Origin of the sequence: Haloarcula pelagica (assembly GCF_030127105.1) — an archaeon.
In the GTDB taxonomy this organism is placed as follows: Archaea; Halobacteriota; Halobacteria; order Halobacteriales; family Haloarculaceae; genus Haloarcula; species Haloarcula pelagica.
Genome location: NZ_CP126161.1, coordinates 2,692,755 through 2,717,508, shown reverse-complemented (window position 1 = coordinate 2,717,508; position 24,754 = coordinate 2,692,755). Strand labels below are relative to the sequence as shown.

The window sequence follows — 24,754 nt, the reverse complement described above, 5'->3', positions numbered from 1 at the left end:
GTAGCCGTATATATCCGTATAGATCACTATTATAAACCCGTTAAGCCCGGTCCGGCAAACTACGGCCAAGCGCCCCCTCGGGCGACGTTCGCACATGGTCTCGACTCCGACACTCGATCCGGCGATCGACGCACAGCACAGGCGCATCGACAGCACGCAGTGGGCGAACATCTACGTCGTGGGTGACGTGCACGGCTGTCGGGCGACCCTCGAACGACTGCTGGACGAGCTCGATCCGGCGGCCGACGAACTCGTCGTCTTCGTCGGCGACCTGGTCAGGAAAGGTCCCGACAGCAAGGGCGTCCTCGATCTGGTCCGCGAGCGCGACACCCTCGTGAGCGTCCGCGGGAACAACGAACAGAAGCTGATCGACGGCCGCAAGTCCATCGACGCGCTCACCGAGGGCGACCTGGCCTCCGTCGAGTCCCTGCCCGTGATGCTCTCCTGGGACGACACCGTCGTCGTCCACGGCGGGATCGACCACCGAAAGCCGGTCACCGACCACAGCCTCACGGAACTGCTGAACAACCGGTCGCTCGTCCCCGACGGGAGCTACGACCGGCCGTACTGGTTCGAGACGCGCCGCGAGGCCCCCCGAGTCTTCTTCGGCCACACCGTGCTCGCCGAACCGTTCGTCACCGACTGGGCAGTCGGGCTCGACACCGGCTGTGTCTACGGCGGCCAGTTGACCGCCTACGACACCGCCGCCGACGAACTGATCGCCGTCGACCCGCCGGAGACCTACGAGGAGCGGTCCAGCGACAGTATCGTCGAGCCACGGCTCCATCCGGCCCCCCAGTGATGACCGAGCTACCACCGCCGTACGAGCCCGACCGGGACGTGGACCTCCGGGACCCCTCGCTGTACCTGAACCGAGAGCTGAGCGAACTCTCCTTCCAGCGGCGGGTCATGCACGAGGCGCTGGACGACCGGAACCCGCTGCTGGAGCGGGTTCGCTTTCTCTCGATCGTCACCCGGAACATAGACGAGTTCGTGATGAAACGGGTCGGCGGGCTGAAACAGCAGATCGAAGCCGGCGTCACCGAGGCGACGGCCGACGGCCGCACGCCACGGGAACAGTGGGCCGAGGTCCACGAGACGCTCGGCCCGATGCTGGCGAAACAGGCCGACTGCTACCAGTCGATGCTCCGGCCGGCACTGGCCGACGCCGGCATCCACATCCACGACTACGACGAGCTGACCGCCGACGAGCAGGCCCGGATGCGGGAGTACTTCGAGGAGTCGGTGTTGCCGACGCTGACACCCCTGTCGTTCGACCCCGCCCACCCGTTCCCGTTCATCTCGAACCGGTCGCTGTCGCTGGCCGTGTTGACTCGCTCGCCCGACACCGATGAGCCGACGTTCACCCGGGTGAAGATCCCGCCCAACCGGCCGCGGCTGGTCCAGGTCGGCGACGACAGCCGGTACGTCCTCGTCGAGGAGATCATCGAACGGAACCTCGACCTGTTGTTGCCGAACGTCGACATCGTCGACGCGGCGCTGTTCCGGTTGACCCGCAACGCCGAGGTCCGCCGGGACGAGGAGGTCGCCGAGGACCTCATCGAGATGATCGAGGAGGTCCTCGAACAGCGCCGGTTCGCGACGGTCGTGCGCATGGAGATCGCACAGGACGCCCACCCGCGGATCCGGCGGACGCTCACGCAACAACTCGACCTCGACGAGCGGGAGATCTACGACCTCGCCGGCCCGCTTGACTACCGTGAGTTCATGGCGCTGACCGACCTCGACCGCGAGGAGTTACAGCTCGACGCCTGGACGCCACAGCCCCATCCACGGCTGGACGATCCGGGGGGATCGACGTTCGACCGGGACGACACCGAGGACCACATCTTCGAGCACATCGACGGCGGCGACATCCTCCTGCACCACCCCTATCACGACTTCGGGACCACCGTCCAGCGGTTCCTCTCGGAGGCCGCCAGCGACCCCGACGTGCTCGCGGTGAAGGCGGCCATCTACCGGACCGCGAGCGACTCCCAGGTTATCCAGTCGCTGATCGACGCCGCCGAGAACGGCAAGCAGGTGGCGGTGATGGTCGAACTGAAGGCCCGCTTCGACGAGCAGAACAACCTCGAGTGGGTCCGCCGCCTGGAGGAGAACGGCATCCACGTCGCCTACGGGACCATCGGGCTGAAGACTCACACCAAGACGGCCCTGGTCGTCCGCGAGGAGGGCGACAGCGTCGAACTGTACTCCCACGTCGGCACCGGTAACTACCACTCCGAGACGGCGAAAGGGTACGTCGATCTGGGACTGCTGACCGCCGACCGCGACATCGGTCAGGACCTCGTGACGCTGTTCAACTCCTTTACCGGTCCCGGGCTCGACGAAGAGTTCCGGAAACTGCTTGTCGCGCCGGTCACGATGCGCCGGGAGTTCACCCGATGTATCCGCCGGGAGGCCCGGCATGCACAGGCCGGCCGCCCGGCACGGATCGTCGTCAAGGTCAACGGGTTAGAGGACCCGAAGATGGTCGAAGAACTCTACCGCGCGTCGATGGCCGGCGTCGACATCGACCTGATCGTGCGGGACATCTGTCGACTCCGGCCGGGACTCGCTGTCAGCGAGAACGTCACCGTCCACTCTGTCGTCGGTCGCTTCCTCGAACACTCCCGGATCTTCTACTTCCGGAACGGGGCGGCCCCACCCGGTGAGTCGATCACGGGCGGCGGCACGCCGGAGTACTACGTCGGCAGCGCCGACTGGATGAGCCGCAACCTCGACAACCGGGTCGAAGCGGTCACGCCGGTCGAGGACCCGGTGCTCCGGCGACAGTTGAAGTTCGTCCTCGAACTGTTGCTCTCGGACAACCGCAAGCGCTGGACGATGAACGCCGATGGGAGCTACGACCAGCAGTACCCCGACGACGGCGAACCGGTCGTCAACACGCAGGCGATCCTGATGCGCGAGGCGCTGAAAGCAACCCGGAACGACGACGTAACGACCGGGATCCCCAGCGATTACCCAGTCGAGGGCGACCTGCTCGTCGACGGCGAGACGCTCCCGTCCCGTACCGACATGCCCTCCGCCGCGGACGGTGGTCAACGAGCCTTGGACAGACACGCGGACCGCTGGTACCGCCCCGACAGCGACACGTACGCGTACGCGGTCCGGACACCCGACGGGGATCGCCGGTACTACGAGAGCGAGGCGGGCGCGGTCGACGCGCTCGAACGGTTCTACGACTAGGGGCGCGGCGCGGCCTTCTGCAGGGCGCTCTCGGCGATGTTGCCGCCGTAGTCGGCGGTGCGTGACAGCGAGTCGACGACCCGGCCGAGGATCTGTGCGCTCTGTGGGTCCAGTTCCCTGACCTGGCTGTCGACCTCCCGGGCGGTCTCGTCGACATCGGGGATGCGAGCGCGGGCGTCGTTCGCCAGTTCGACGGCTTCGTCGCCGTCGTCGGTCAAGAGCGCGTCCATCGCCGTCTCGGAGACTTTCGTCGCCTCCGCCTCCAGTTCCCGGAGCAGGTCGGCCGTCTCGCCGGTGACCTCGCCGATCTCCCGTGAGAGGCCGGCGATCTTCGTGGCGTGGTCGGCGATGCGCTCTAGCTGGCGGGCGCTCGACTGGTAGTCGAACACCGTCTCGCGCGGGAAGCCGATCTCGTTTGCCGCCGTGGGGTTCCGCAGGACGGTCCGGAACACGCGTGAGACCATATACCAGAGCCGGTCGACATCGTCGTCGCGCTGGATGATGTCCTGTGCGAGGTCGTCGTCGTCCTCGATGAGTGCCTCGACGGCGTCGGACAGCATCGTCAGCGAGACCAGGCGCATCCGCGTGATCGCGTTGTGGACCGACAGCTCCGAGGAATCGAGGAGGTCCTGGAGGACGACCCGGTCGGTCGTCTCCTCGATCACTTCCAGGCCCACGAGCCCCTGTGTCGCGTCCCGGACGATCCGGCGCTGGTCGGCCGTGATCCGGTTTGCCTCCAGTCTGATTACGTCGAAGCCGCTGACGTACATCGTCATCACCGCCCGGGTGAGTTCGTGACGGTTGTCCAGACCGCTGACATCGAGCGAGCCCTCGACGCGGTCGTCGTCACGCTGTGGTGCCAGCAACAGCAAGTCGTCCTCGGCGTGGAACTCGACGACGCTGCCCGCGCTGACGCCGTTGTCGGTCGCCCAGTCTTTCGGAAGCGAGACGGTGTACGTCGAACCGCCGGTCACCTGCACCTTGCGTGTCTCCATGTACCTCGGTATCGACACTAAGGGACCATAAACCCATCCCAATCTATATACTACATCTTTGTCGGGTAAATAGTCCGATTTGACGCCCGAGAGTTCCGTATCCGACGTTATTAGCCGTTTTCGCACCCTGAGAGCGGGTCGATCTGGGACCGACGCCCAAAACCCACTGTAAGGCGGTGATTCACTCGGAAACGGAGTATGAGCGAGGAATTAGTGGTACATACGAGAATTTTTCCTATTTAGTAATATATAGAGTGGGTACCGAAGTATAGTAATCATAGTAGCGTACTTACTCACCCATAGTCTCCGTAGTGGTGATGACGGACTCACCGACCCGCGGAATCTCGCGTCGTGGCTTCCTGACAAGTACTGGCGCCGCCGGCGCCCTCGCGCTGGCCGGATGTACGGAAGGCCCTTCGGGCAGCGGTGACGGCGGCAGCGACGGTGGGAGTTCGGGGTCCGGATCGAGCGGGCTCTCGGGCGAAATCACGATCACCGGAAGCAGCACGGTGTACCCGGTGGCCGTCGCCGTCGCCAACCGGTTCCAGCAAGAACACAGCGGCGTCGACATCAGCGTCTCGCCGACCGGCTCCGGTGGTGGCTTCAGCAACCACTTCTGTGTGGGGAACTCGGATTTCAACAACGCCTCACGGCCGATCAAGGGCGAAGAGGAGGACCTCTGCTCTGAGAACGGGATCGAGTACCACGAGATCAACGTCGCGACCGACGCGCTGACGGTCATCGTCAACAACGAGAACGACTGGGTCGACTGCATGACCCCCGACCAGCTCAGACAGATCTGGCGGGCCGACGGCGCCTCGCAGTGGTCGGACGTGAACGGCGACTGGCCCGACCAGCCGATCAACCGGTTCGGCGCGGCCGACACCTCCGGCACTTTCGACTACTTCAACGAGGCAATCCTCGGCGAGGAAGTCAACCACACCAGCGACTACGAGGCCACCGAGCAGGACAACATCATTCTCCAGGGCGTCCAGCAGGACCAGTACGGCATCGGCTACTTCGGGTTCGCCTACTACCAGGGTAACACGGACGCCGTCAAAGCCCTCGGCATCGACAACGGGGACGGCTGTGTGGTGCCCTCGCTCGAAACCGCCAAGGAGGGGTCCTACCAGCCTCTCTCCCGGCCGCTGTTTACCTACCCGAGAAAGAGCGCGCTGGCGGAGGAACACGTCGCCGAGTTCGCTCGCTACTACGTCGAACAGAGCGCCAACTCCTCGCTGATCGCCGACGAGATCGGCTACGTCCCGAAGACACAGGAGGCGATGCAGTCCGAACTCGACGCGCTCAACAGCGTCATCGACGAGGTCCAGTAGCCCCGCCTCCGCGGTCGGAACATCATAGCCAGCTATACAGACACAATAGAACTATGGATACACTTCGAGTCCTTTTTGCCACGACCCGATATAGGGGCCAACGAGCACGATGAGCAACGAGGGACAGACCCCGGACCTGTCGGGCGACCGGGGATTCAGGACGGTCCGGGAGTCGGCTTATAAATACGCCCTGGCGGGCTGTGCCGTGCTATCTATTCTGACGACGGTGAGCATCATCGCCGTCCTGTTGCTCGACGCGACGGAGTTTTTCGCGGCCTACCCGATCGTGGAGTTCCTGACGGGGACGACGTTCCAGCCGAACCTGGAGCCGGTCGCGTTCGGGGTCCTCCCGCTGATCCTGGGGACAATGCTCATCACCGTCGGGGCGGCGGTCCTCGCCCTGCCGATCGGTCTGTTGACGGCAATCTACATCAGCGAATACGCCAGCGAGCGGACCCGATCGATCCTCAAACCGATGCTCGAAGTCCTCGCAGGCGTCCCGACGGTCGTCTACGGCTACTTCGCGCTCGTCTACATCACCCCGGCGCTGAACGTCCTCATCAACGCCGTAAACGGCACGCTCGGACTGGGCCTGCCGACGCTCGGGCTGTTCAACGCGCTGTCTGCCTCGATCGTGGTCGGTATCATGATCATCCCGATGGTCTCCTCGATCAGCGAGGACGCCATGAGTTCCGTCCCCGACTCGCTGCGGGAGGCCGGCTACGGGCTGGGTGCGACGAAGTTCAACGTCTCGGTCACCATCGTCGTGCCCGCGGCCGTCTCCGGCATCGCTTCCTCGTTCATCCTCGCGGTCTCGCGGGCGATCGGCGAGACGATGGCCGTCGTCGTCGCCGCGGGCTCCCAGCCGCCGGACATCCCCCCGGTCAAGTCCGCGTTCGGCGTTCCGTACATGGCGCCCGGCGACATCCTGGGGCTGTACGCCGAGAGTTCGGCGACGATGACCGCCTCGATGGTCCAGATCGCCGGCGGCGACATCACCGGCGGCTCGACGGCCTACCAGTCGCTGTTTGCCATCGGCATCACGCTGTTTGTCATCACCCTGGCGATGAACGTCGTCAGTAACCTCGTCGCCAGTCGCTACCGGGAGGTCTACGAGTAATGGCTACAGGGACACAGACATCGACGGAGTTCGGCGAGGTCAGCCGGATCAAGGGAATCGTCTTCAAGACCGTGGCGTTCGTCGCGTCGATCGTCGGGATCGTCGCGCTGGGCGCTCTGCTCGCGTACGTCTTCTGGGACGCGATGGGACTGGACAGCGCCGGTGTCGGCTGGTATCTCACCTACACCGCGACGCTTTTGATACCACTGCTCGGGTTCGGACTGTACGCCAGAGCACGACCGGCCGTCGCGGCCGGCGCGTTCGAACTGTTCAGCCTCACCCTGGGCGGACTCATGCTGACAGTCGCGGCCGTCATCGTCCTCGATATCATCGCCTCGCCGGCGATCTGGTTCGCGTACTTCCTGACCGTCGTCGGCCCGACGCTCGGACTCTTCGTCTACGGTCAGTACGACCGCGGGGCGACCTGGGTCGGCCTGGGGATGCTCGGCGCGGTCGTCCTCGGTCCGGTGGTCGGCACCCTGGCGCTGGGCCCGCTGGCGGGTCTTGGCGCGATGCTGGGCGGCCCGGGCGTCTACTTCCTCTCGCTCGTGCTGCCGGCGTCGGGAGTCGTCGCCTTCCTGGCGGAGGACCGCCTCGGCGTCGGGCGTCGTCGAAGCCTCCTCGCGGGGGCGACACTGCCCGTGCTGGCGATCGGCGCGGTCCCGGTCGTCGACACGGTTCCGGTCGTCTCCCGTTCGGTCTGGCTCGTCGCCCTCGTGATGTTCGGTCTCCCGGTCGGCTTCGCGGTCGCGAACACCGTCCGTCAGCGCGAGCGATGGGCGGCATTCGCGCTACCGGTCGTCGCGGTCGTCGGGTTCCTACTGGGCGAGACGGTCGTCGGCGCTATCGGCGCGACCCAGCCCTCGCCCTGGCTCGACTGGCAGTTCGTCACCAGTCCCCCGGCGATCACGAGTGCTGCCGAAGCCGGGCTCTACCCGGCGATCATCGGGTCGGTGTTCCTGATCGCGCTCGTCAGCGTGTTCACGTTCGTCTTCGGGGTCGGGACGGCGATCTACCTCGAAGAGTACGCGCCGTCGAACGGTATCCTGGGGGCGACGACCCGGATGGTCAACGTCAACATCTCGAATCTGGCGGGCGTCCCCTCGGTCGTCTACGGCCTGCTCGGCCTGGGCGTGTTCGTCAACATCAACGCCCAACTGGGTCCGGTGACCTACGCCGGGTTCGGCGTCGGGACGGTGCTGACCGCGTCGATGACGATCTCCCTGCTCATCCTCCCGATCGTCGTCATCTCGGCACAGGAGGCGATCCGGTCGGTTCCGGACTCGCTCCGGCAGGCTTCCTACGGGATGGGCGCGACCCGCTGGCAGACGATTCGCAACGTCGTCCTGCCGCGATCGCTGCCCGGCATCCTGACCGGGACGATCCTGGCCCTGGGCCGGGCGATCGGGGAGACCGCCCCGCTGATCATGGTCGGGGTGGCGACGACGAAGTTCACGCCCCCGTCGGGCCTGTTCGGGAAGCTCACCGCGATGCCGATGCAGATCTACGCCTGGGCGTTCCAGCCCTCTGCTGACTTCCGGTACGGGGTCGTCGCGGCCGGGGTCGTGACGCTCTTGATCGTCCTGCTGACGATGAACTCCGTCGCGATCCTCGTACGCAACAAATATCAACAGGAGGCGAACTAATGACACGACAGGACATGGCAAGCGACACGGACGTAGAGTCAGACGACGGCAGCGTCGTCGAAACCCAGCCCGGCGCGGGCGGCCTCGACGAGGCCTCCCGGAGCCAGCCAGCCTCGACCGCGACGGTCATCGAGTCCCGGGACCTGGATGTCTTCTACGGCGAGACACGGGCGCTCCAGGAGATCGATCTGGCGATCCCCGAGAACCAGGTCACCGCGATGATCGGTCCCTCGGGCTGTGGGAAATCGACGTTCCTGCGGTGTATCAACCGTATGAACGATCTCATCGACATCGCGCGCGTCGAGGGGGAGCTCACGTTCAAAGGCAAGAACGTCTACGACGGCGATGTCGACCCCGTGGCGCTGCGCCGCCGGATCGGGATGGTGTTCCAGCATCCCAACCCCTTCCCCAAGAGCATCTACGACAACGTCGCCTACGGCCTGCGCATCCAGGACAAGACCGACGACATCGACGCGGTCGTCGAGGAATCCCTGAAGAAGGCCGCGCTGTGGGACGAGGTCAAAGACCGGCTTGACGACTCGGCGCTTGATCTCTCGGGGGGCCAACAACAGCGCCTCTGTATCGCTCGCGCCATCGCGGTCGACCCCGAGGTCGTCCTCATGGACGAACCCGCCTCGGCGCTGGACCCGATCGCCACCTCACAGATCGAGGACCTCATCGAGGAGTTGGCGACGGAGTACACCGTCGTCATCGTCACCCACAACATGCAGCAGGCGGCCCGGATCTCCGATAAGACGGCCGTCTTCCTCACCGGCGGCGAACTCGTGGAGTTCGACGACACCGACAAGATCTTCGAGAACCCCGAGAGCCAGCGCGTCGAGGACTACATCACCGGGAAGTTCGGATAAGTCAGGACTCAGTCCGCGAGCGTCGCCTCCGTGTCGATGCCGTAGACCGCCTTCGGCGTCTCGACGCAGGCTGTTCTGACCGCGTCGTCGTGCCCGTTCTCCAGGAGCCACCGCACCCGTCGGGGGACTGTCTTCGGTCCCAGCACCGCACCGGGTCGCTCCGGATCGTCGATGTAGTCGGTCTCCAGCAGGAACGGTTCGTCCTCCTCGATGGCGACCTCGATCTCGTCTTTGTCCGCGAGCACGGACTTCGTCGGCCCGCGGAGCCGACCGCCCGAATAGTGTTTGACGACCTGCCGGCGGTCCATCCCCTCGGCTTCGGCCCACTGGGCCACCTCCTCGAAGTCCTCGCCGCCCTCGGTGTGCAGTTGGATCGCGAAGGCGCCCTCGGCCGCGAGCGCGAAGCCGTGGCGCATCACCTCGTTCGAAGCCGCCCACACGTCGTCGTCGACATCGTAGTGGGGCCGGCCGGACTTGATCGCCAGCGCCGGACCGTCGGTGACGTACTCGGCGGCGATGTCGAGCCCGGTCTGCATGATGTCCCGGGCTTCTTGTGGGGTGTATCCCTCGTCGACGAGCCGCGAGAGCAGCGCCGGGTGAACCCCCAGTACCGGCCAGGCACGGCCCGGGAGCACGTCGGTCGCGTCCTCGACGGCCTGGACGGTCAGGTCGAACGCCTCGCGGAAGGTCGCCTCGTCGGTCGCGGCCTCGACCAGGTGCCAGGACGGCTTGTTCAGGACGAGCAGGTGGGTCCCGCCGTGATCGGCGAACTCCGTGACTGCCTCGGTGTTGCGTCCCTGGACCGGGTCGAGGTGTAGGTGGTTGTCCAAGACGGGCGTCTCGTCGATCTCCATACCCCGGCGTCGGCACGCCCCTGACAAAACCTATTCGACATCCCCGTCCAGCGAGAGGGCGTCCTGGGCGGCGTTCCGGAGCGCGTCCGACCGACCGTGTTCGCCCGGGGCGACGGCGACCGTCTGCACGCCCTCCCGTGCCGCGACCTCCAGGGCGGGCTTGAAATCCGTGTCCCGGGAAGCGATCACCAACACGTCGATCCGATCGTCGACGACGGCCGCGGTCGCGTCGACCGCCAGCCGTACGTCCACGTCGCCACTGGTCGTGACCACCTCGAACCCCCGGGCTTCGCCGGCCTGGATGAGCCCCGGGGAGGCGTTCTCGTCGAGGTAGAGCCGCGTCGTCGAGAGCGGCCCGTACGACTCCGCTATGAGCCGGACATCGTCCAGGTCGACATCGAACTCCGATCTGAGGATGTTCGGCCCGTCGACGAACAGCCCGACCCGTGTCCGGTCGTCGCCCGTCGGACGCAGTCGTCGCAACAGTCTCATACGGCTCTCTCCCGGGTGGGCCGGTTTCAATGTGCTGTTTCGCACCGCCGCGCATAAACCAATATTCGCGATAGAAAATCGACTGAGGCGGGACACCGGGAACTGCGCGAGGTGGGTCTTGCCCGTCGGTCAGTCGGCAACGGTCACTGCCCCTCTGACTCGCGTCGCGGTCACGACGCGCTCAGATCCGGTGCTCCACTGTCTCGGCGAGCGAGAACGGGACTGCGGTTCGCTGTCCGCTCGGCTACGGGGTGGCGACGCGGACGGAGACGTTCTGTGTCCGCCAGTCACCGCTCGCTTCGCGGGTGTCGACACCCACGGCCGCTGATGTATCGTCCGTCGTGATCACCGTGTTCCGGATGGTCCAGGGACCCCGCGTCCCGAAGGCGTAGACCCCGCGGACGCCCCCGTCGAGACGGCTGTCGGCGATCGTCCAGGCGCCTGTCGTCCGGCCGACGAAGGCCGCGACGCCGCTGGCGCGCACGTCGGCGTCCGTGACTGTCCACGCGCCCGTCGCGCGCGGAGCGGTGATCCCGACCGGGCTGTCCCGAACCGTCACTCCCATCGCCCGCCAGTCGCCGTCCGCTCGGATCGCCTTGAGCCCGCGTTCGGCGTCGCTGACTCGCGCGTCCGTGACGCGCCAGTCACCCGTCGACCCGGTCGCGTCGATCCCGTCCGTCGCGGGTCGTGTGACGACCACGTCCCTGACGCGCCACTCGCCCGTCGTCCGGGCCGCATCGATCCCGTCGCCGCCCGGCGAGTCGAACCGGCTGTCGGCGATCGTCCACGCGCCGCTCGCCCGGGGCGCGTACAGCGCGTCGTCGCTCGTGGCGGCGACCGTCGTGCTCGCGACCGTCCAGTCGCCTGCCGTGTTGCTGGCCTCGATCCCGACGGTCCCGCCGATCACCGAGGTGTTCGTGACGGTCCAGTCACCGGTGGTTCCGTTGGCCCAGACCCCGACCGTGTAGTACCGGATCGTGAACCCCCGGATCGTCGCCGCGGTGTCGCGACCCAGGGACAGGGCGGCGCTGTCGGTGAACTGTCCGCCGTCGAGAACGGCGCCGTGGGGCGCCACGAGCGTGACGTTGTCGTCGACGGTCACCCGCTCGCGGTAGACGCCGGGCCTGACCTCGACGGTGTCGCCGTCGTCGGCGGCCGCGAGCGCAGCGTCGATCGTCCGGAACTCACCGCTCCCGTCGGCGGCGACGACGTGCGTGTCGGCAGTGGCTGTCTGTGCTGTCACGGGACCGGTAGCGGCTCCAAGCGAGAGGACGAGGATCACACCGATCGCGAGTTGCTGCAGGGACATGTCCGACTGTTTCGGCTCGATAGCAGTAAAGCGTGTGTTGGTTCGGACCGTGGAACCGTATTTTCTATCGCAGCATAGCATTTATGGCTGATCGAGCCGTCGAGAGCTCCCGTCCGACGAGACTCTCGACGCACAATACTGTGGGCCGGCTTTCGCCGCTGATAACGGCGGCGAGGAGTATATGTGTCTCCCCCTGTTTGTAGCCGTAATCGCAGCATGTCGGAGGAAGTCGATGTCCTGTACGTCCGTCGGTCGGACGGGGGGCCACCAACACTCGCAGTCGATGGGGTGCTGACAGTTTCGTCGTCGGAGGCAGTAGTCGAAACACTGGCCGACAGCATCCCCGACGTGATCGTTTGTGAACACACACTCGATGGACCGGAGACCGGACTGGACGTGGTCGAAGCCGTCCGAAGGATCGACGAGACGGTTCCCGTCCTCTACTGTACAGACAGTCCGGACGGCCGTCTCGCCGCCGAGGCGACACGGCTCGGGGCGACCGAGTACGTGCCCCTCGACGAGGCAGACCTCGCCGAACGGGTCGAGGCGTACCGACCGCGCACGGACGCGCCTCGGACCCTGCCGACGGCGTTCGATTCCTCGTTCGAAGCCGTCGCCGGCAGCATCAACGACGCCGTCGTCACGATCGACGCCGAGAGTCGGATCGTCTACGCGAACGATCCCCTGACCGAGTTGACGGGCTACGACCGCGACGAACTGGTCGGCGACCCGTTCGTAAAACTCGTCCCCGACCACCTCGAACAGGCCCACGAAGAGGGGCTCAAAGCGTACGTCGAGAACAGAGAGCGGGCGATCGACTGGGACTACCTGGAGCTTCCGCTGCTCACCGCCTCGGGGGACGAACTGACGGTCGCCGTCTCCTTCGGGGACTTCGAGCACGACGGGGACTGGTACTGCACCGGCGTCGTCCGTGACATCTCGGATCGGAAGGACCGCGAGGAGCGCCTCGAAGCGACCAACAGACGGCTCGATCTGGCACTCGATGGCACGGACACGGGGGTCTACGAACTGAACCTGGAGACCGGCGAGGTCGTGTGGGACGACGCCACCGCGGCGCTGTTCGACACGACACCAGAAGCGTTCGGCGGCACGCTGGAGGAGTTCTATCAGTACGTCCATCCCGAGGACCGGTCCGTGGTGTTCGACGAGTTCCAGGCGGCACGCGGGGACGGCGAGCAGTTCGAGTCCGAGTTCCGCGTGCTCGTCGACGACGAGGTCCGGTGGCTCCACACGAACGGCGTCATCGAGGACCGTGACGCAGAAGCGCCGCGCCTGGTCGCCATCGCGACCGATATCACGGATCAGCGAGAGCGCCAGGCGGCACTCAGAGCGAACAACGAGTCGCTCCAGCAACTCGCGCGGCTGGCGGCGAACGACACGCTCACACAGCGGGAGACGATCGAGCGTGTCCTGGAACTCGGCGCCGACCGGCTCGGCCTGTCGCTGGGGTATCTGAGCCGCATCGACGGGTCCGACTACGAGATCCAGACGCTGGTCGGGGACCACGAGGTCGTCCGGGAGGGCGTCACCGTCGACCTCGATCACACGTATTGTCGGCGCGTCGTCGAGGACGGCGAGACCCTCGGGATTCGGGACGCTGCCGAGGAGGGGTGGGGGGACAGCGTCCCCTACAAGGCCGGCGGGATCGCCTGCTACATGGGCGGGGCGATCCACGTCGACGGCGAACTCTACGGGACGCTGTGTTTCGCCGACGACGAACCCCGTGACGACCCCTTCTCGGACGCGGAACAGACGTTCATCGAGGTGCTCATCCAGTGGGTGAGCCGCGAGGTCGAGCGCCGCCAGCGCGAGGACGAACTCGAACGGTACGAGGACATCATCGAAGCCGTCGACGACGGCGTCTACGCCCTCGACGACGAGGGCTCTTTCGAGTTCGTCAACGAGGCGATGCTCGATCTGACGGGCTACTCCGAGGAGGCGCTGCTGGGCTCGCATACGAGCGTCGTCAAGACCGACGAGGTCGTCGAACGAGCGGAGATGGTCGTCCGGGAGATGCTGTTCGGGAATCTCGACGACGAGGCTACCTTCGACCTCGCGCTCCAGCGGGCCGACGGCGACAGCTTCCCCGCGGAAGACCACATGACGCTCCTGTGGGACGACGAGGAGTTCGTCGGGACCGCCGGCGTCATCCGCGACATCACCGAGCGAAAGGAGCGCGAACGGGAGCTCGAACTGGCCCGCGAGCGGACCGAACAGATCCTCCGCCGGGTGGGTGACGCCTTCTTCGCGGTCGACGACAGCTGGGAGCTGACCTTCTTCAACAGCCGCGCCGAGGAGGTACTCGGGAAGGACGCCGAGACGGTGTTAGGCGAGAACCTCTGGGAGATGTTCCCCGACGCGGTCGACTCGAAGTTCTACCGCCAGTATCACGACGCCATGGAGACACAGGAGCAGACGACCTTCGAGGCGTTCTACCCGCCCATCGACAGGTGGTTCCAGGTCACCGCCTACCCCTCGGAGAACGGGCTCTCGGTGTACTTCCACGACATCACGGAACAGCGCCGCCGGGACGAGGCGCTCTCGGGGCTGCTGGATACGACCCGGGCACTGATGCAGGCCCACAGACCCGAGGAGGTCGCCGAGACCGTCGTCAGTGCGGCGAAACGTGATCTCGGGTTCGAGATGAACCTGGTCCGCCTGTACGACGAGGACAGGGAGACGCTGGATGTCGTCACCGCGACCGACAAGTCGCCCTACCGGCCACAGTACGACGCCGACGAGGGAATCCCCGGGCGGGCGTTCCAGCGCGGGGAGACGATCAGGGTCGACGACTTCGACGAGTTCGCCGACAGCGACCTCGTCGACGGCGAGATCCCCGTCGCCGGCGCGATGTACGTCCCGATGGGCGACCACGGCGTCATGAGCATCGGGACCGACGACCCCGAGGGGTTCGACGACACCGACGCCTCGGTCGCGGAGATCCTCGCCTCGAACGCGGCCGCCGCGCTGGACCGTGTCGCCCGCGAACAGGACCTGTTGCGCTACCAGACCGTCGTCGAGAACGTCCGGGACATGGTGTACGTCCTGGACACCGAGGGGCGGTTCCAGCTCGTGACCGATCCGCTCGCGGAGTGGCTCGGGTTCGAGCCCGGGGAGATGCTGGGCGAGCGCCCGAGCCGGCTGCTCGACGACCGGGAGGTCGCGGCCTTCGAGCAGGCGATCCGTGATCTCCGGGAGAGCGACGCGGACGGGGTCAAAGTCGAGACGGCGCTGACGACGGCCCGCGGCGACCACCGCCCGGCCGAGGTCGAGGTGTCGCTCGTCGACGGCGAGAGTTTCCGCGGCTCGATCGGCGTCGTGCGTGACCTCACCGACCTCAAGCAGGCCCGCGAGCAGCTCCAGGAGGAGCAAGACCGCTTTACCTATCTGTTCGACAACCTCCCGGACGCCGTCGTCGAGAGCGAGTTCGTCGACGGGGAGCCGGTCGTCAAGTCGCTCAACGCCGCGTTCTCTGACGTGTTCGGCTTCGACCGCAACGAGGTGATCGGTGCCAACCTCAACGACTTCATCCTGCCGCCGGGTGAGAACGTCCACGAGGAGGCCGTCCACCTCGACGAACTCGGCCAGGCCGGCGAGACAGTCCAGGCGGAGGTCCGGCGACAGACGGTACACGGCGCCCGGGACTTCCTGTTTCGCGGCGTCCCCTACAGCCAGGACGACGGGGACACCGTCGCCGGGTTCGGGATCTACACCGATATCACGGACCAGCGTGAGCGCGAACGCCGTCTCGAAGTGCTCAACAGGGTGTTGCGGCACAACCTCCGGAACGACCTGACAGTCGTGTTGGGCCTGGCCGACGAGGTACACGAACGGATCGAAGACGAGCAACTGGCGTCGCTGCTGGAGCGACTCCAGCGCAAGGCCGAGGAAGTGGCGTCGCTCAGTGACCGTGCACGCCAGATCGAGCGGTCGGTCCGCCGCGAGGACGCGGGCAACCAGCCTGTCGACGTACCGTCCGTCGTGGCGTCGCTGGCCGACACCGTGTCCCAGCAGTACGGGGTCGACATCGACACTTCCCTCCCCGACCAGCAGGCGGTCGCCGCCGACGGGCGCTTCCAGCGGGTCGTCGAGGAACTCCTCGAAAACGCTGTCGAACACGGCGGCGACGACCCGTCGGTCCGGTTGACCGTCTCGGCCGGCAGCGAGACCGTCACCGTGACCGTCGCGGACGACGGTCCGGGAATCCCCGAGCACGAACTGGACGTGCTCACCGGCGACGAGCCGATCACCCAGTTGACCCACGGCAGCGGGCTGGGGCTGTGGCTCGTCATCTGGGTGACGAACTCCTACGGCGGCTCGGTGTCGTTCGAGTCGGACGACGACGGGACGGTCGTCCGGCTCCACATCCCGCGGACCGGCGATTAGACTACGTCACGGATGTGATCTGCCAGGACGCTGTACTGTTCGGTTCCGGTCCCCTTCTGGACGATGTTCGTGACGCCCGCGTCGTCCGCCGCGCCCTCCAGGTCTTCGAGTTCACGGGCCGTAAACAGGAGAAACGGCACGTCGTTCCCGCGGTCTCGCAACGCCGAACAGAGCTCCAGCCCGTCCAGTTTCGGCATCTTGTAGTCGCTGACGACCGCGTCGTACCCCCCGTCGGCGATCCGTCCGAGCGCCGTTTCGGGATCGGTCTCGCCGGTCACCACGAACCCGTCTTCCTGCCCCAGAAACGTCTCGACGATTTCGAGTACGTCACGGTCTTCGTCGACCAATAGCACGTCGATACTCATTGTCCGTACCTCGTCGCCGTCGAATATAAAATCCCGGTCACCGCATGGCGTCCCGGTCGACGAACACGGCTCGGTCGGCACTGAGCCACGTGGTGAGCCGGGCCGTCTCGGGACAGTCCGGCGGATACACCGTACAGCGATCCGCCCCGTCGCTGTAGCGGACGACCGTCGACTGCAGTTCCACGGCCGGCGTCTCGGGCTGTCGGGTCTCGTCGGCCACCCAGTCGGGCTCTGAGTGCATGGCTCGACTGAGCCGTCGAACAGGGCGAGTAAAACCGCTGCTAAGAGGGCTCAATAGCAGTACAGAGAGCTACGCGACCTGGGCGGTGTCGACCTCGCCGTCGATGCGGACGAAGCCGTAGTCACACTCCGGACAGTGCCACTTGACCTTCGTGCCGAGGTGCATCCTCGTGCTGGCGACCTTCCAGAAGTCGCGGTACTGGTCACACGTCGGACAGTAGTGTTCGAGTTCCAGGCTCATGACAGGGGCTTGCGCGCCGGAGCAATTGAAGCTCCCGGTTTCGGAAGCCGAAGGACGGAACCGCGTCGGGGACCATAGGACGACTATGGAAGCGACGGACCGGCTGACGCCGGACCGGACGGCACCCCCACCCAGCGAAACCCGGACGGCGACGTTCGGGCTGGGCTGTTTCTGGGGCCCCGACGCCCGCTTTGGCTCGATGACGGGCGTCGTCCGGACCCGCGTCGGCTACGCCGGCGGCACCGCGGCCGACCCGACCTACTACTCGCTTGGCGACCACACGGAGGTCGTCCAGGTGGAGTACGCCCCTGCCGATCTCGACTACACGGACCTACTGGAGGTGTGTTGGCGCAGTCACGACCCGTTCTCGGCGGCCCACAAGCGCCAGTACCGCGGCGTGATCCTCGTCCACGACGACGACCAGCTGGCGGCCGCCGAACGGTCCCGGGACGCGCTGGCCGACCGGACCGGCAAGTCCGTCCAGACACCCATCGAAACACTCGGCGAGTTCACACTGGCCGAGGACTCCCACCAGAAGTACGAGCTCCGGTCGACGCCGGTCCTGGGCGACGAACTCCTCGACCACTACGGCGAGGCGCTGGTCGACTCGACAGTCGCCGCCCGCCTCAACGGGTTCGTCGCGGGCCACGGCGATCCGGACCAGCGCGAGGCGTTCCTCGCGGGACTCGACCTCCCGCCGTCTGTCCTCGCGGAGGTCGAGCGGCGGCTGTGAAGCGACCGCGCCTATAAGACCGTGGCCTCCTCAGTCCCGACTATGACGATCTACACCGGGCGCGGCGACCAGGGCCAGACCGACCTCCGGAACATGGAGCGTGTCTCGAAGGACAGCCGCCGCATCGAGGCCTACGGCACCGTCGACGAGGTGAACGCGCTGGTCGGCGTCGTCCGACCGACCGGCTACGACGACATCGACGCGAAGCTCCGAGCGGTCCAGAACCACCTCCACATCGTCCAGGCCGACTTCGCGAACCCCAAACCGGAGGAGGGCGACCCGCGACTCGTCCAGAGCCACGTCGACGAGATCGAGGCGATCATCGACGAGGCCAACGACGAACTGGATCCCCTGGAGTCGTTCATCCTCCCGTCGGGATCGGAACCGGGGGCGAAACTCCACCACGCGCGGGCGGTCTGTCGTCGTGCCGAGCGCCGGTCCGTCTCGCTGGCCGCGGAGGAGGCCGGCGTCAACGAGACGGCCATCGTCTACCTCAACCGGCTCTCTGACGCGCTGTTTACCCTCGCGCGCCTGGTCAACAAGCGCGAGGGTGTCCGGGAGGAGAACCCCGAGTACTGAACTCAGTCGACGAGCCGTTCCCAGGCGATCAGACACTCCGGACAGAGATACCCTTCGAACCCGTCGACCGTGTGTTTCTCGACGGTGGTATCGACGCCACACCGGTGACAACGCATACTGCCCGTACCGATAGTGAGGTAATCGTTATCGCCCGTCTAACGGTCACGTTAGCTCGTGGCTTCGGCTCCGAGCGGGGCGCCGTGGCCCACAGTTTCACGTGCCCACGGAGTGTGTCACTCGGTATCGATGGGAGCGACCTTCGAACTCTACGTCGACTCGGCCGACGACTGGCGGTGGCGGCTCCGACACGACAACGGAAACATCATCGCCGACAGCGGCGAGGGCTACGCCAGCAAGGACAAGGCCAAACAGGGGATTCGGAGCGTGAAGACGAACGCGCCCGACGCGGAGATCGAGGAACTGGACTGACCGGAAACGGTTCGCAATAGCAAAGTGACCGGCCCGGAAGGGTGAGGTATGAAAGCGACCGCGAAGGCCCATCCGATCCAGGGGCTGGTCAAGTACCACGGGATGCGCGACGAGGAGCTTCGGCTCCCCTATCACGACAGCATCTCCGTCTGTACGGCGCCCAGTCACTCGAAGACGACCGCCGAGTTCGACCCCGACCGGAGCGAGGACAGCTACGTCATCGACGGCGAACCGGTCGAGGGCCGGGGCGCCGAGCGGATCGACGCCGTCGTCGACCACGTCCGCGAGCTCGCGGGCATCGACCACGGCGTCCGCTTCGAGTCGGCGAACAACTTCCCGACGAACATCGGCTTTGGCTCCTCGTCGTCGGGGTTCGCCGCGGCGGCGACGGCACTGGTCGAGGCCGCCGGCCTCGACATGACTCGCCCCGAGATCTCGACGGTCGCCCGGCGGGGCTCCTCTTCGGCCGCCCGGGCGGTCACGGGCGCGTTCTCGCACCTGCGGACGGGGATGAACGACCAGGACTGCCGGAGCGAACGCATCGATACCGATCTGGCGGACGACCTCCGGATCGTCGCCGGGATGGTCCCCTCCTACAAGGAGACCGAGGCCGCCCACCGGGAGGCCGCCGAGAGCCACATGTTCGAGGGGCGGATGGCCCACATCCACAGCCAGATCTCGGACATGCGTGACGCGCTCTACGACGCCGACTTCGGCCGGGCGTTCGAACTGGCCGAACACGACTCGCTGTCGCTGGCGGCGACGACGATGACCGGGCCGGCGGGCTGGGTGTACTGGCAGCCCCGGACCATCGAGATCTTCAACACCGTCCGGGAACTGCGCGCCGAACGGGACCTTCCCGTCTACTTCTCGGTCGACACCGGCGCGAGCGTCTACGTCAACACCACCGCCGAGTACGTCGACGAGGTCGAGGCCGCCGTCGCGGACTGTGGCGTCGACACGCGCGTCTGGGACGTGGGCGGCCCTGCCCGAGTGCTGGATTCCGACGCCGCGCTGTTCTGAGCGAGGGGTTATGGGCGTCGGGCCCCAACCGCCGCCCATGCGCGTCGCCGTACTCGGCGCTGGTTACGCCGGCCTGACACTCGCCCGGAAACTCGAACGGACCCTCCCAGACGACGCCGAGTTGGTGGTCGTCGACGAGAGCGACAGTCACGTCGTCCAGCACGAACTCCACCGGGTCGTTCGGCGACCGTCGCTGGCCGACGAGATCTCGGTCGACCTCGACGCGGTGCTGGACTGTGCGGTCCGTCAGGCGTCGGTCACCGCGGTCGATCCCGACGCCGGGACGGCGACGCTGGACGGCGAGGAGACGCTGTCCTACGACGTGGGCGCGGTGTGTCTGGGCGCCCGCACGGCCTTCTACGACCTCCCGGGGGTCCGTGCCCACGCGACGCCGCTGAAGCGACTCGACCACGCCCGCGAGGTCCGCGAGGCGTTCCTGGCGCTGTCTGGGGGCCGGGTCGTCGTCGGCGGCGCTGGCCTCTCGGGGATCCAGGTGGCCGGCGAACTGGCCGCGCTCCGCGACGAGGAGGACGCGGACACCGAGGTACTCCTGCTGGAACAGGAGTCCGAGGTCGCGCCGACGTTCCCCGAGTCGTTCCAGAGCGCCGTCCACGAGGCGCTCCTCGACGCCGGCGTGACCGTCCGGACGGGCGACTCGGTGAGACAGGCCGACGAGGACACACTGACGCTCGCGAGCGGCGAGACGATCGCCTACGACCAGCTCGTCTGGACCGGCGGGATCACCGGGACCGAGGCGATGCGCGACGAGCGCCCGGTCGTCAGGGCGGACCTCCGACTGGGGGAGCGGACCTTCGCCGTCGGCGACGCCGCCCGCGTCGTCGACAGCGACGGCGAGGCAGTGCCGGCCAGTGCGAGCGCCGCGATCCGTGAAGCCCGCGTCGCCGGGAGCAACATCGCGGCGCTGGTCGATCACCTGCGTGACGGCCGCGGCGGGTTCGAACCGCGACTCACCCGTTACTCGTTCGACGTACCCGGATGGCTCGTGTCGGTCGGCGACGACGCTGTCGCGAAGGTCGGTCCGACGGTGCTGACCGGCCGCCCGGCGCTGGCGCTGAAGACGACCGTCGGCGCCGGCTACCTGGGGAGTGTCGGGGCCGTCGAGAACGCCGTCGACCTCGTTCGAGAAGAACTCGACGTGGCGGTCGCGGAGAGCGAACTGGACGACGCGGTGCTCGACGAGGAGTGAGGCGGCTCAGTCCCCGTCGTCGAGGGTGGCCTGTTCGAGCGCGTCGTCGGGTTCGATCCAGATGACGAACTGGTCCTGATCCTCACGGTCGACGACGCCGTTGATGTACTCGGCGTCGACCGGTGGGTCGTTGATCTGGTCCTCGGTGATCGGCGCGACCTGGCGGACCTCGTCGACGACCCAGCCGATCGCGCCCTGATCCTCGGACATGTCGGGGTCGAAGACGACGATGAGGTCCTGTGACCCCGCGTCGTCGACATCCATCATCGCCGTCGGGTCGAGGATCGTCGTGATCTGCCCGCGGAGGTCGACCACGCCCTCGACGTAGTCGGGCGTGTTCGGGACCCGGGTGATCGTGTCCCGCTTGACGATCTCCTCGACGTACTCGATGTCCAGGCAGTAGTGTTCCCCCGAGAGGGCGAACTCCAGCACCCGGACCAGTTCTTCGCTCTGGCTCGTCTCCTCACCGACGGCGGCGGCCCGCGCGCCGCCCTCGGCCCTGGACGTGCCGGTGCCGGTCATGGCCTCCTCCAGCAGTTGCTGGTCGGGCAGTTCGACGCCGGTCGGCCCCTGCATCGCCGTCGCCGTCGCGGAGATATCGCCGGGCTGGTCGCCCCCAGGCGTGGCCGCGTCCCCGCCCGAGAGCTGTGCCGCCGACTGTGCGGCCCGTTCGGCGGCCGAGAGCGCGTCCTCGGCGGACTGAGAGCCGTCGGTATCAGTGTCCGCTGTCTCCCCGTCGTCGCCGGTCCCCGACTCCTCGTCGAACCACGCCTCGGAGTCGGTCGTCGGCTCGGCACCCGTCGACGCCGGTTCGTCCGGCATTGTCACGTCGGCTTCGTCTGTCGGCTCCGCCGTGTCGCCCTCCGACGAGGTGTCCGTCGTCGACTCGGTGGTCGTCTTCGACTCGGTCCCGTCGTCGGTGTCTGTCTCCCGGTCCCCTTCGCGCATCTTCCGGATGCGTTCGGCGCGGTCCATGCGGTCGTCGTCACTCATGCTGTCACCTCTGTGTATCCGAACGTCCTGTCGAGTTCGGCGGCGACCTCCTCGAACACCGCCGCCATGTCACAGCTCTCCTCGGCCGTGAACACCGATCGGCCGGCGCTGAACGCCCGCTGGAGCGCCACCCGTTTCCGGACCTCCCAGACGGGGCTGTCCGGGAAGGCCATGTTGAACCACTCCAGCATCGTCTCGTCCTCGGCGGTCGTCTCGACCCGGTTGGCGACGACGCCGAGCATCTCGACGGCGATGCCGGTCTGGCGTTCCATCGCCGCCATCTGGTCCATCAGCAGTTCGATGGCGCGCTCGGAAGTGGCCTCGGTCAGCGCCGGAACGAGGATGTGCTGTGCGGCGAAGACCCCGGTGTCTGTCAGTTTCCCGTAGAAGGGCGGGGAGTCGATGACGACGTAGTCGTAGTCGGAGACCGTCGCCAGCGCACGATCGAGCGTGTCCAGGGCGTGACTCCCCGTGACCATCGACGGCGAGACGTTGATCGCGAAGGAGGCCAGCGTCTCCGGGTCGACGCTCCGGCCCTGCGTCCGGACCCGCGCGATCAGGTCGGCGATGGTGAGTTCGTGCTCGGCCTGGAGCATGTCGATACTCGACGGCACCACGTCCATCTCCTCGTGTTCGACGATCAGGTCCGACAGCAGCGACGGGTCGTCGGTGAGCGCGTCGAACAGTGTGGGCGGCTCGGCGTCGTACTCGTCGACCAGGCCGAGCCCCTCCGTGGCGTTGCCCTGTGGATCGAGGTCCACGAACAGGACATCCCGACCCCTGTCGTTCAGGGCTCCGGCGACGTTGATCGCGATGGTCGTCTTGCCGGTCCCGCCTTTGGCGTTGGTCACGCAGACACGCGCCGGGCCGTCCGCTGCTGCTCTCGTCATCTCGAAGTGGCGGGAACTCGTCGCCGGGCCACTATAAAAATACGCCCCCGATTATCAACGGCGGAACTCGGGGACGACGGCGTATTTCCGGCGTAGCAGGTCCGAAACGGCGTCTGACGGCAGTCAGACAGGGTGGAACTTTTATGTCTCAGTAGCTGAAACGTGTGTCCAATGACCATCAATCCGCGCGACTACGATCTGGACGAACTGCGGGAGTTGGCCCGCAAGCGCGGCGATCAGGACGGCGGGATCGGTGACGAGGAGGTTCCGGACCCGTCGACGCTGGCCGACATCGGCCTCGACGAGGGCGACGGCGAGAGTGTCACCGGCGACTCGTTCCGGTCGGGCCTCTACCGGGAGCTACTCCCGTTTCTCGGTGGCGACGAGCTGGAGAAGCCGTATCTCGAATCGCTCCCGGAGACGTACGCGGCGGAGTTCGTCGTGTTCGAGTGGCTGGAGTTCCTGTTGCTGCACGCCGGCTATCAGGGCACGGACAGCGCGCTGTCGTACTACGAGTCGGTCGACTGGATCACCGACGACGTGGCGAGTGACCTCTCGGATTACCTGCTGGGGATCGAGGAGTCGGCGGCCACCGAGGACGGCGACCTGGATGTCGACGACCACATGCTGAGTCTGGTGTACATCGCGAAGCTGACCGCGATGACCTGAGCCGATATCAGGTCTGATTCTTGAGGTGAGGTTATATACCGGACGGGAGAGAACTGCCTATCGACCATGAGTGAGGACGACGCAGAAGCGGGGGACGACGCGGAGTTCGAGAGCCTGGCGGACGGCGGAACGGTGCCAGTCGGGGTCAAACTCGGCAGTACGCGGACGGTCATCGCGCTCCCCGACGGGGACGGCGGGAACCGGATCGTCAAGACGCTGACCTGCATGGCGACCTACGAGGACGCGCTCACCGGCGAGGAGAAGATCCTCTACGGCGAGGAGGCCGCCCGCGAGTACCCCGATCGCGTCCAGTACATGCTCCGGTCGGGGCTCCCGGAAGACGCCGACCGTGCCGAGATGACCAAGACGTTCTTCGAGGCAGTCATCGAGGAGAACGACATCCCCGAGGACAGCGGCGTCGTCTACGCGATCCCGACGATCGACAACCCGGCGGGGCTGGACAACCTCCGATCGGTCATCGAGGACTCCTCGATCGGGACGGAACTGGTCGAGAGCTATCCCGAGTCGCTGTGTGGGTCGATCCCCGCGTTCGGCGAGGCGCTGGAAGCGATCGACGAGATCTTCGTCGCGGTCAACATGGGGTCGACGAACCTCGAAGCCTCCGCCTACCGGCGGGGCGAACAGCTCGCCCCCTTCACGACCGGCGCGGTCACCGGCAACGAGGTCGACCGGATGATCGCCAACTACGTCGAGGAGGAGACTCAGGGCCGGGTCAACATCGACACACAGACCGCCCGTGAGTACAAGGAAGAGCACGCCGACTTCGTCGACTTCGAGCCCTTTACCGACATCATCCAACAGCCCGGCGGCGGCTCACACGAGTTCACGATCGAGCGGTCGGTGATGGACGCCGTCAACGAGTACTTAGACGAGGCCGTCGACGAACTCGCGAACACCTTCCTCCCCGAACTGGCGAACGACTACATGAAGGTGTACAAGCTCGCCCTCGACCAGCCCGTCGTCCTCACCGGCGGGATGGCCTGCATCCCCGGGATCGTCGACGAGTTCGAGGCGCGGCTCAGCGAGGAACTCGACCGCGAGATCGAGGCGACGGCGGCCGAGCAGCCGGCAGACGCGGCGACGGTCGGCGCCCAGCGGATCGCGGAGCGGTTAGTCGAGAACAGCTGA

23 protein-coding genes are annotated in these 24,754 nt (G+C 66.6%); 14 read left to right on the top strand and 9 right to left on the bottom strand.

Annotated elements, in window-relative coordinates; all coding sequences use genetic code 11:
- Positions 1 to 94: 94 nt before the first annotated feature.
- Positions 95 to 802 carry a metallophosphoesterase family protein gene (locus P1L40_RS14310; protein ID WP_284007967.1) on the top strand — a complete coding sequence of 236 codons (708 nt, stop codon included), beginning with the start codon at positions 95 to 97 and terminating at the stop codon, positions 800 to 802.
- Complete coding sequence (ppk1, locus tag P1L40_RS14305) at positions 802 to 3,210, top strand: polyphosphate kinase 1 (RefSeq protein WP_284007965.1); 2,409 nt, start codon at positions 802 to 804, stop codon at positions 3,208 to 3,210. The genes P1L40_RS14310 and ppk1 overlap by 1 nt, the downstream gene beginning before the upstream one ends.
- On the opposite strand, the gene P1L40_RS14300 is transcribed toward ppk1, so the two are convergent.
- Positions 3,207 to 4,205, bottom strand: coding sequence for a PhoU domain-containing protein (locus tag P1L40_RS14300; protein WP_284007964.1), 999 nt, complete (start codon positions 4,203 to 4,205; stop codon positions 3,207 to 3,209). The genes ppk1 and P1L40_RS14300 overlap by 4 nt on opposite strands.
- Before the next feature lie 317 nt (positions 4,206 to 4,522).
- On the opposite strand from P1L40_RS14300, the gene P1L40_RS14295 reads away from it, so the two are divergent.
- From P1L40_RS14295 to pstB, 4 genes are all read left to right on the top strand, one after another.
- Positions 4,523 to 5,539: a PstS family phosphate ABC transporter substrate-binding protein gene (locus P1L40_RS14295; RefSeq protein WP_284007962.1), complete on the top strand. Its 1,017-nt coding sequence runs from the start codon at positions 4,523 to 4,525 to the stop codon at positions 5,537 to 5,539.
- Between the two features lie 109 nt (positions 5,540 to 5,648).
- Positions 5,649 to 6,659 carry a phosphate ABC transporter permease subunit PstC gene (pstC, locus tag P1L40_RS14290; protein ID WP_284007960.1) on the top strand — a complete coding sequence of 337 codons (1,011 nt, stop codon included), beginning with the start codon at positions 5,649 to 5,651 and terminating at the stop codon, positions 6,657 to 6,659.
- Positions 6,659 to 8,305, top strand: coding sequence for a phosphate ABC transporter permease PstA (gene pstA / locus P1L40_RS14285; protein WP_284007958.1), 1,647 nt, complete (start codon positions 6,659 to 6,661; stop codon positions 8,303 to 8,305). Before pstC ends, pstA begins: the two co-directional genes overlap by 1 nt.
- Positions 8,305 to 9,174: a phosphate ABC transporter ATP-binding protein PstB gene (pstB, locus tag P1L40_RS14280; protein WP_284007957.1), complete on the top strand. Its 870-nt coding sequence runs from the start codon at positions 8,305 to 8,307 to the stop codon at positions 9,172 to 9,174. The genes pstA and pstB overlap by 1 nt, the downstream gene beginning before the upstream one ends.
- 8 nt (positions 9,175 to 9,182) lie before the next feature.
- Here pstB and P1L40_RS14275 read toward each other — a convergent pair whose 3' ends face one another.
- From P1L40_RS14275 to P1L40_RS14265, 3 genes are all read right to left on the bottom strand, one after another.
- Positions 9,183 to 10,028 (bottom strand): TatD family hydrolase, encoded by an 846-nt coding sequence (locus P1L40_RS14275; protein WP_284007956.1) that lies wholly within the window; start codon positions 10,026 to 10,028, stop codon positions 9,183 to 9,185.
- Between the two features lie 30 nt (positions 10,029 to 10,058).
- Complete coding sequence (locus tag P1L40_RS14270) at positions 10,059 to 10,520, bottom strand: NYN domain-containing protein (RefSeq protein ID WP_284007954.1); 462 nt, start codon at positions 10,518 to 10,520, stop codon at positions 10,059 to 10,061.
- Between the two features lie 244 nt (positions 10,521 to 10,764).
- Positions 10,765 to 11,829, bottom strand: a complete 1,065-nt coding sequence (locus tag P1L40_RS14265) for a pectinesterase (RefSeq protein WP_284007952.1) — start codon at positions 11,827 to 11,829, stop codon at positions 10,765 to 10,767.
- Between the two features lie 216 nt (positions 11,830 to 12,045).
- On the opposite strand from P1L40_RS14265, the gene P1L40_RS14260 reads away from it, so the two are divergent.
- Entirely contained in the window at positions 12,046 to 16,236 is a 4,191-nt protein-coding gene (locus P1L40_RS14260) for a PAS domain S-box protein (protein ID WP_284007950.1), read from the top strand.
- Here P1L40_RS14260 and P1L40_RS14255 read toward each other — a convergent pair.
- The 3 genes from P1L40_RS14255 to P1L40_RS14245 form a co-directional block, all read right to left on the bottom strand.
- A complete protein-coding gene (locus tag P1L40_RS14255) occupies positions 16,233 to 16,601 on the bottom strand; it encodes a response regulator (RefSeq protein ID WP_284007948.1) in 369 nt (122 codons plus the stop codon). The two genes, P1L40_RS14260 and P1L40_RS14255, sit on opposite strands and share 4 nt — an antisense overlap.
- 37 nt (positions 16,602 to 16,638) lie before the next feature.
- Entirely contained in the window at positions 16,639 to 16,842 is a 204-nt protein-coding gene (locus P1L40_RS14250; protein WP_284007945.1) for a DUF7511 domain-containing protein, read from the bottom strand.
- Positions 16,843 to 16,911: 69 nt separating this feature from the next.
- Positions 16,912 to 17,082, bottom strand: a complete 171-nt coding sequence (locus P1L40_RS14245; RefSeq protein ID WP_284007944.1) for a DUF7838 family putative zinc beta-ribbon protein — start codon at positions 17,080 to 17,082, stop codon at positions 16,912 to 16,914.
- A gap of 85 nt (positions 17,083 to 17,167) precedes the next feature.
- On the opposite strand from P1L40_RS14245, the gene P1L40_RS14240 reads away from it, so the two are divergent.
- The 5 genes from P1L40_RS14240 (at position 17,168) to P1L40_RS14220 (ending at position 21,053) form a co-directional block, all read left to right on the top strand.
- Positions 17,168 to 17,815, top strand: a complete 648-nt coding sequence (locus tag P1L40_RS14240) for a peptide-methionine (S)-S-oxide reductase MsrA (RefSeq protein WP_284007942.1) — start codon at positions 17,168 to 17,170, stop codon at positions 17,813 to 17,815.
- 42 nt (positions 17,816 to 17,857) lie between these two features.
- On the top strand, positions 17,858 to 18,394 hold the full coding sequence (locus tag P1L40_RS14235) for a cob(I)yrinic acid a,c-diamide adenosyltransferase (protein ID WP_284007941.1): 537 nt from the start codon (positions 17,858 to 17,860) through the stop codon (positions 18,392 to 18,394).
- Positions 18,395 to 18,640: 246 nt separating this feature from the next.
- Positions 18,641 to 18,823 carry an HVO_2922 family protein gene (locus P1L40_RS14230; protein WP_284007939.1) on the top strand — a complete coding sequence of 61 codons (183 nt, stop codon included), beginning with the start codon at positions 18,641 to 18,643 and terminating at the stop codon, positions 18,821 to 18,823.
- Between the two features lie 48 nt (positions 18,824 to 18,871).
- Positions 18,872 to 19,846, top strand: coding sequence for a phosphomevalonate decarboxylase MvaD (gene mvaD / locus P1L40_RS14225; protein ID WP_284007938.1), 975 nt, complete (start codon positions 18,872 to 18,874; stop codon positions 19,844 to 19,846).
- A gap of 37 nt (positions 19,847 to 19,883) precedes the next feature.
- Entirely contained in the window at positions 19,884 to 21,053 is a 1,170-nt protein-coding gene (locus P1L40_RS14220; RefSeq protein ID WP_284007936.1) for an NAD(P)/FAD-dependent oxidoreductase, read from the top strand.
- Between the two features lie 6 nt (positions 21,054 to 21,059).
- Here P1L40_RS14220 and P1L40_RS14215 read toward each other — a convergent pair whose 3' ends face one another.
- Both P1L40_RS14215 and P1L40_RS14210 read right to left on the bottom strand, forming a co-directional pair.
- A complete protein-coding gene (locus P1L40_RS14215) occupies positions 21,060 to 22,046 on the bottom strand; it encodes a chemotaxis protein CheW (protein ID WP_284007935.1) in 987 nt (328 codons plus the stop codon).
- Positions 22,043 to 22,936, bottom strand: coding sequence for a ParA family protein (locus tag P1L40_RS14210; protein WP_284007934.1), 894 nt, complete (start codon positions 22,934 to 22,936; stop codon positions 22,043 to 22,045). The genes P1L40_RS14215 and P1L40_RS14210 overlap by 4 nt, the downstream gene beginning before the upstream one ends.
- 171 nt (positions 22,937 to 23,107) lie before the next feature.
- Here P1L40_RS14210 and P1L40_RS14205 point away from each other — a divergent pair, with 171 nt between their 5' ends.
- Both P1L40_RS14205 and P1L40_RS14200 read left to right on the top strand, forming a co-directional pair.
- Complete coding sequence (locus tag P1L40_RS14205; protein WP_284007933.1) at positions 23,108 to 23,605, top strand: FlaD/FlaE family flagellar protein; 498 nt, start codon at positions 23,108 to 23,110, stop codon at positions 23,603 to 23,605.
- A 66-nt stretch (positions 23,606 to 23,671) separates the two neighbouring features.
- Positions 23,672 to 24,754: an actin-like salactin gene (locus P1L40_RS14200; protein WP_284007931.1), complete on the top strand. Its 1,083-nt coding sequence runs from the start codon at positions 23,672 to 23,674 to the stop codon at positions 24,752 to 24,754.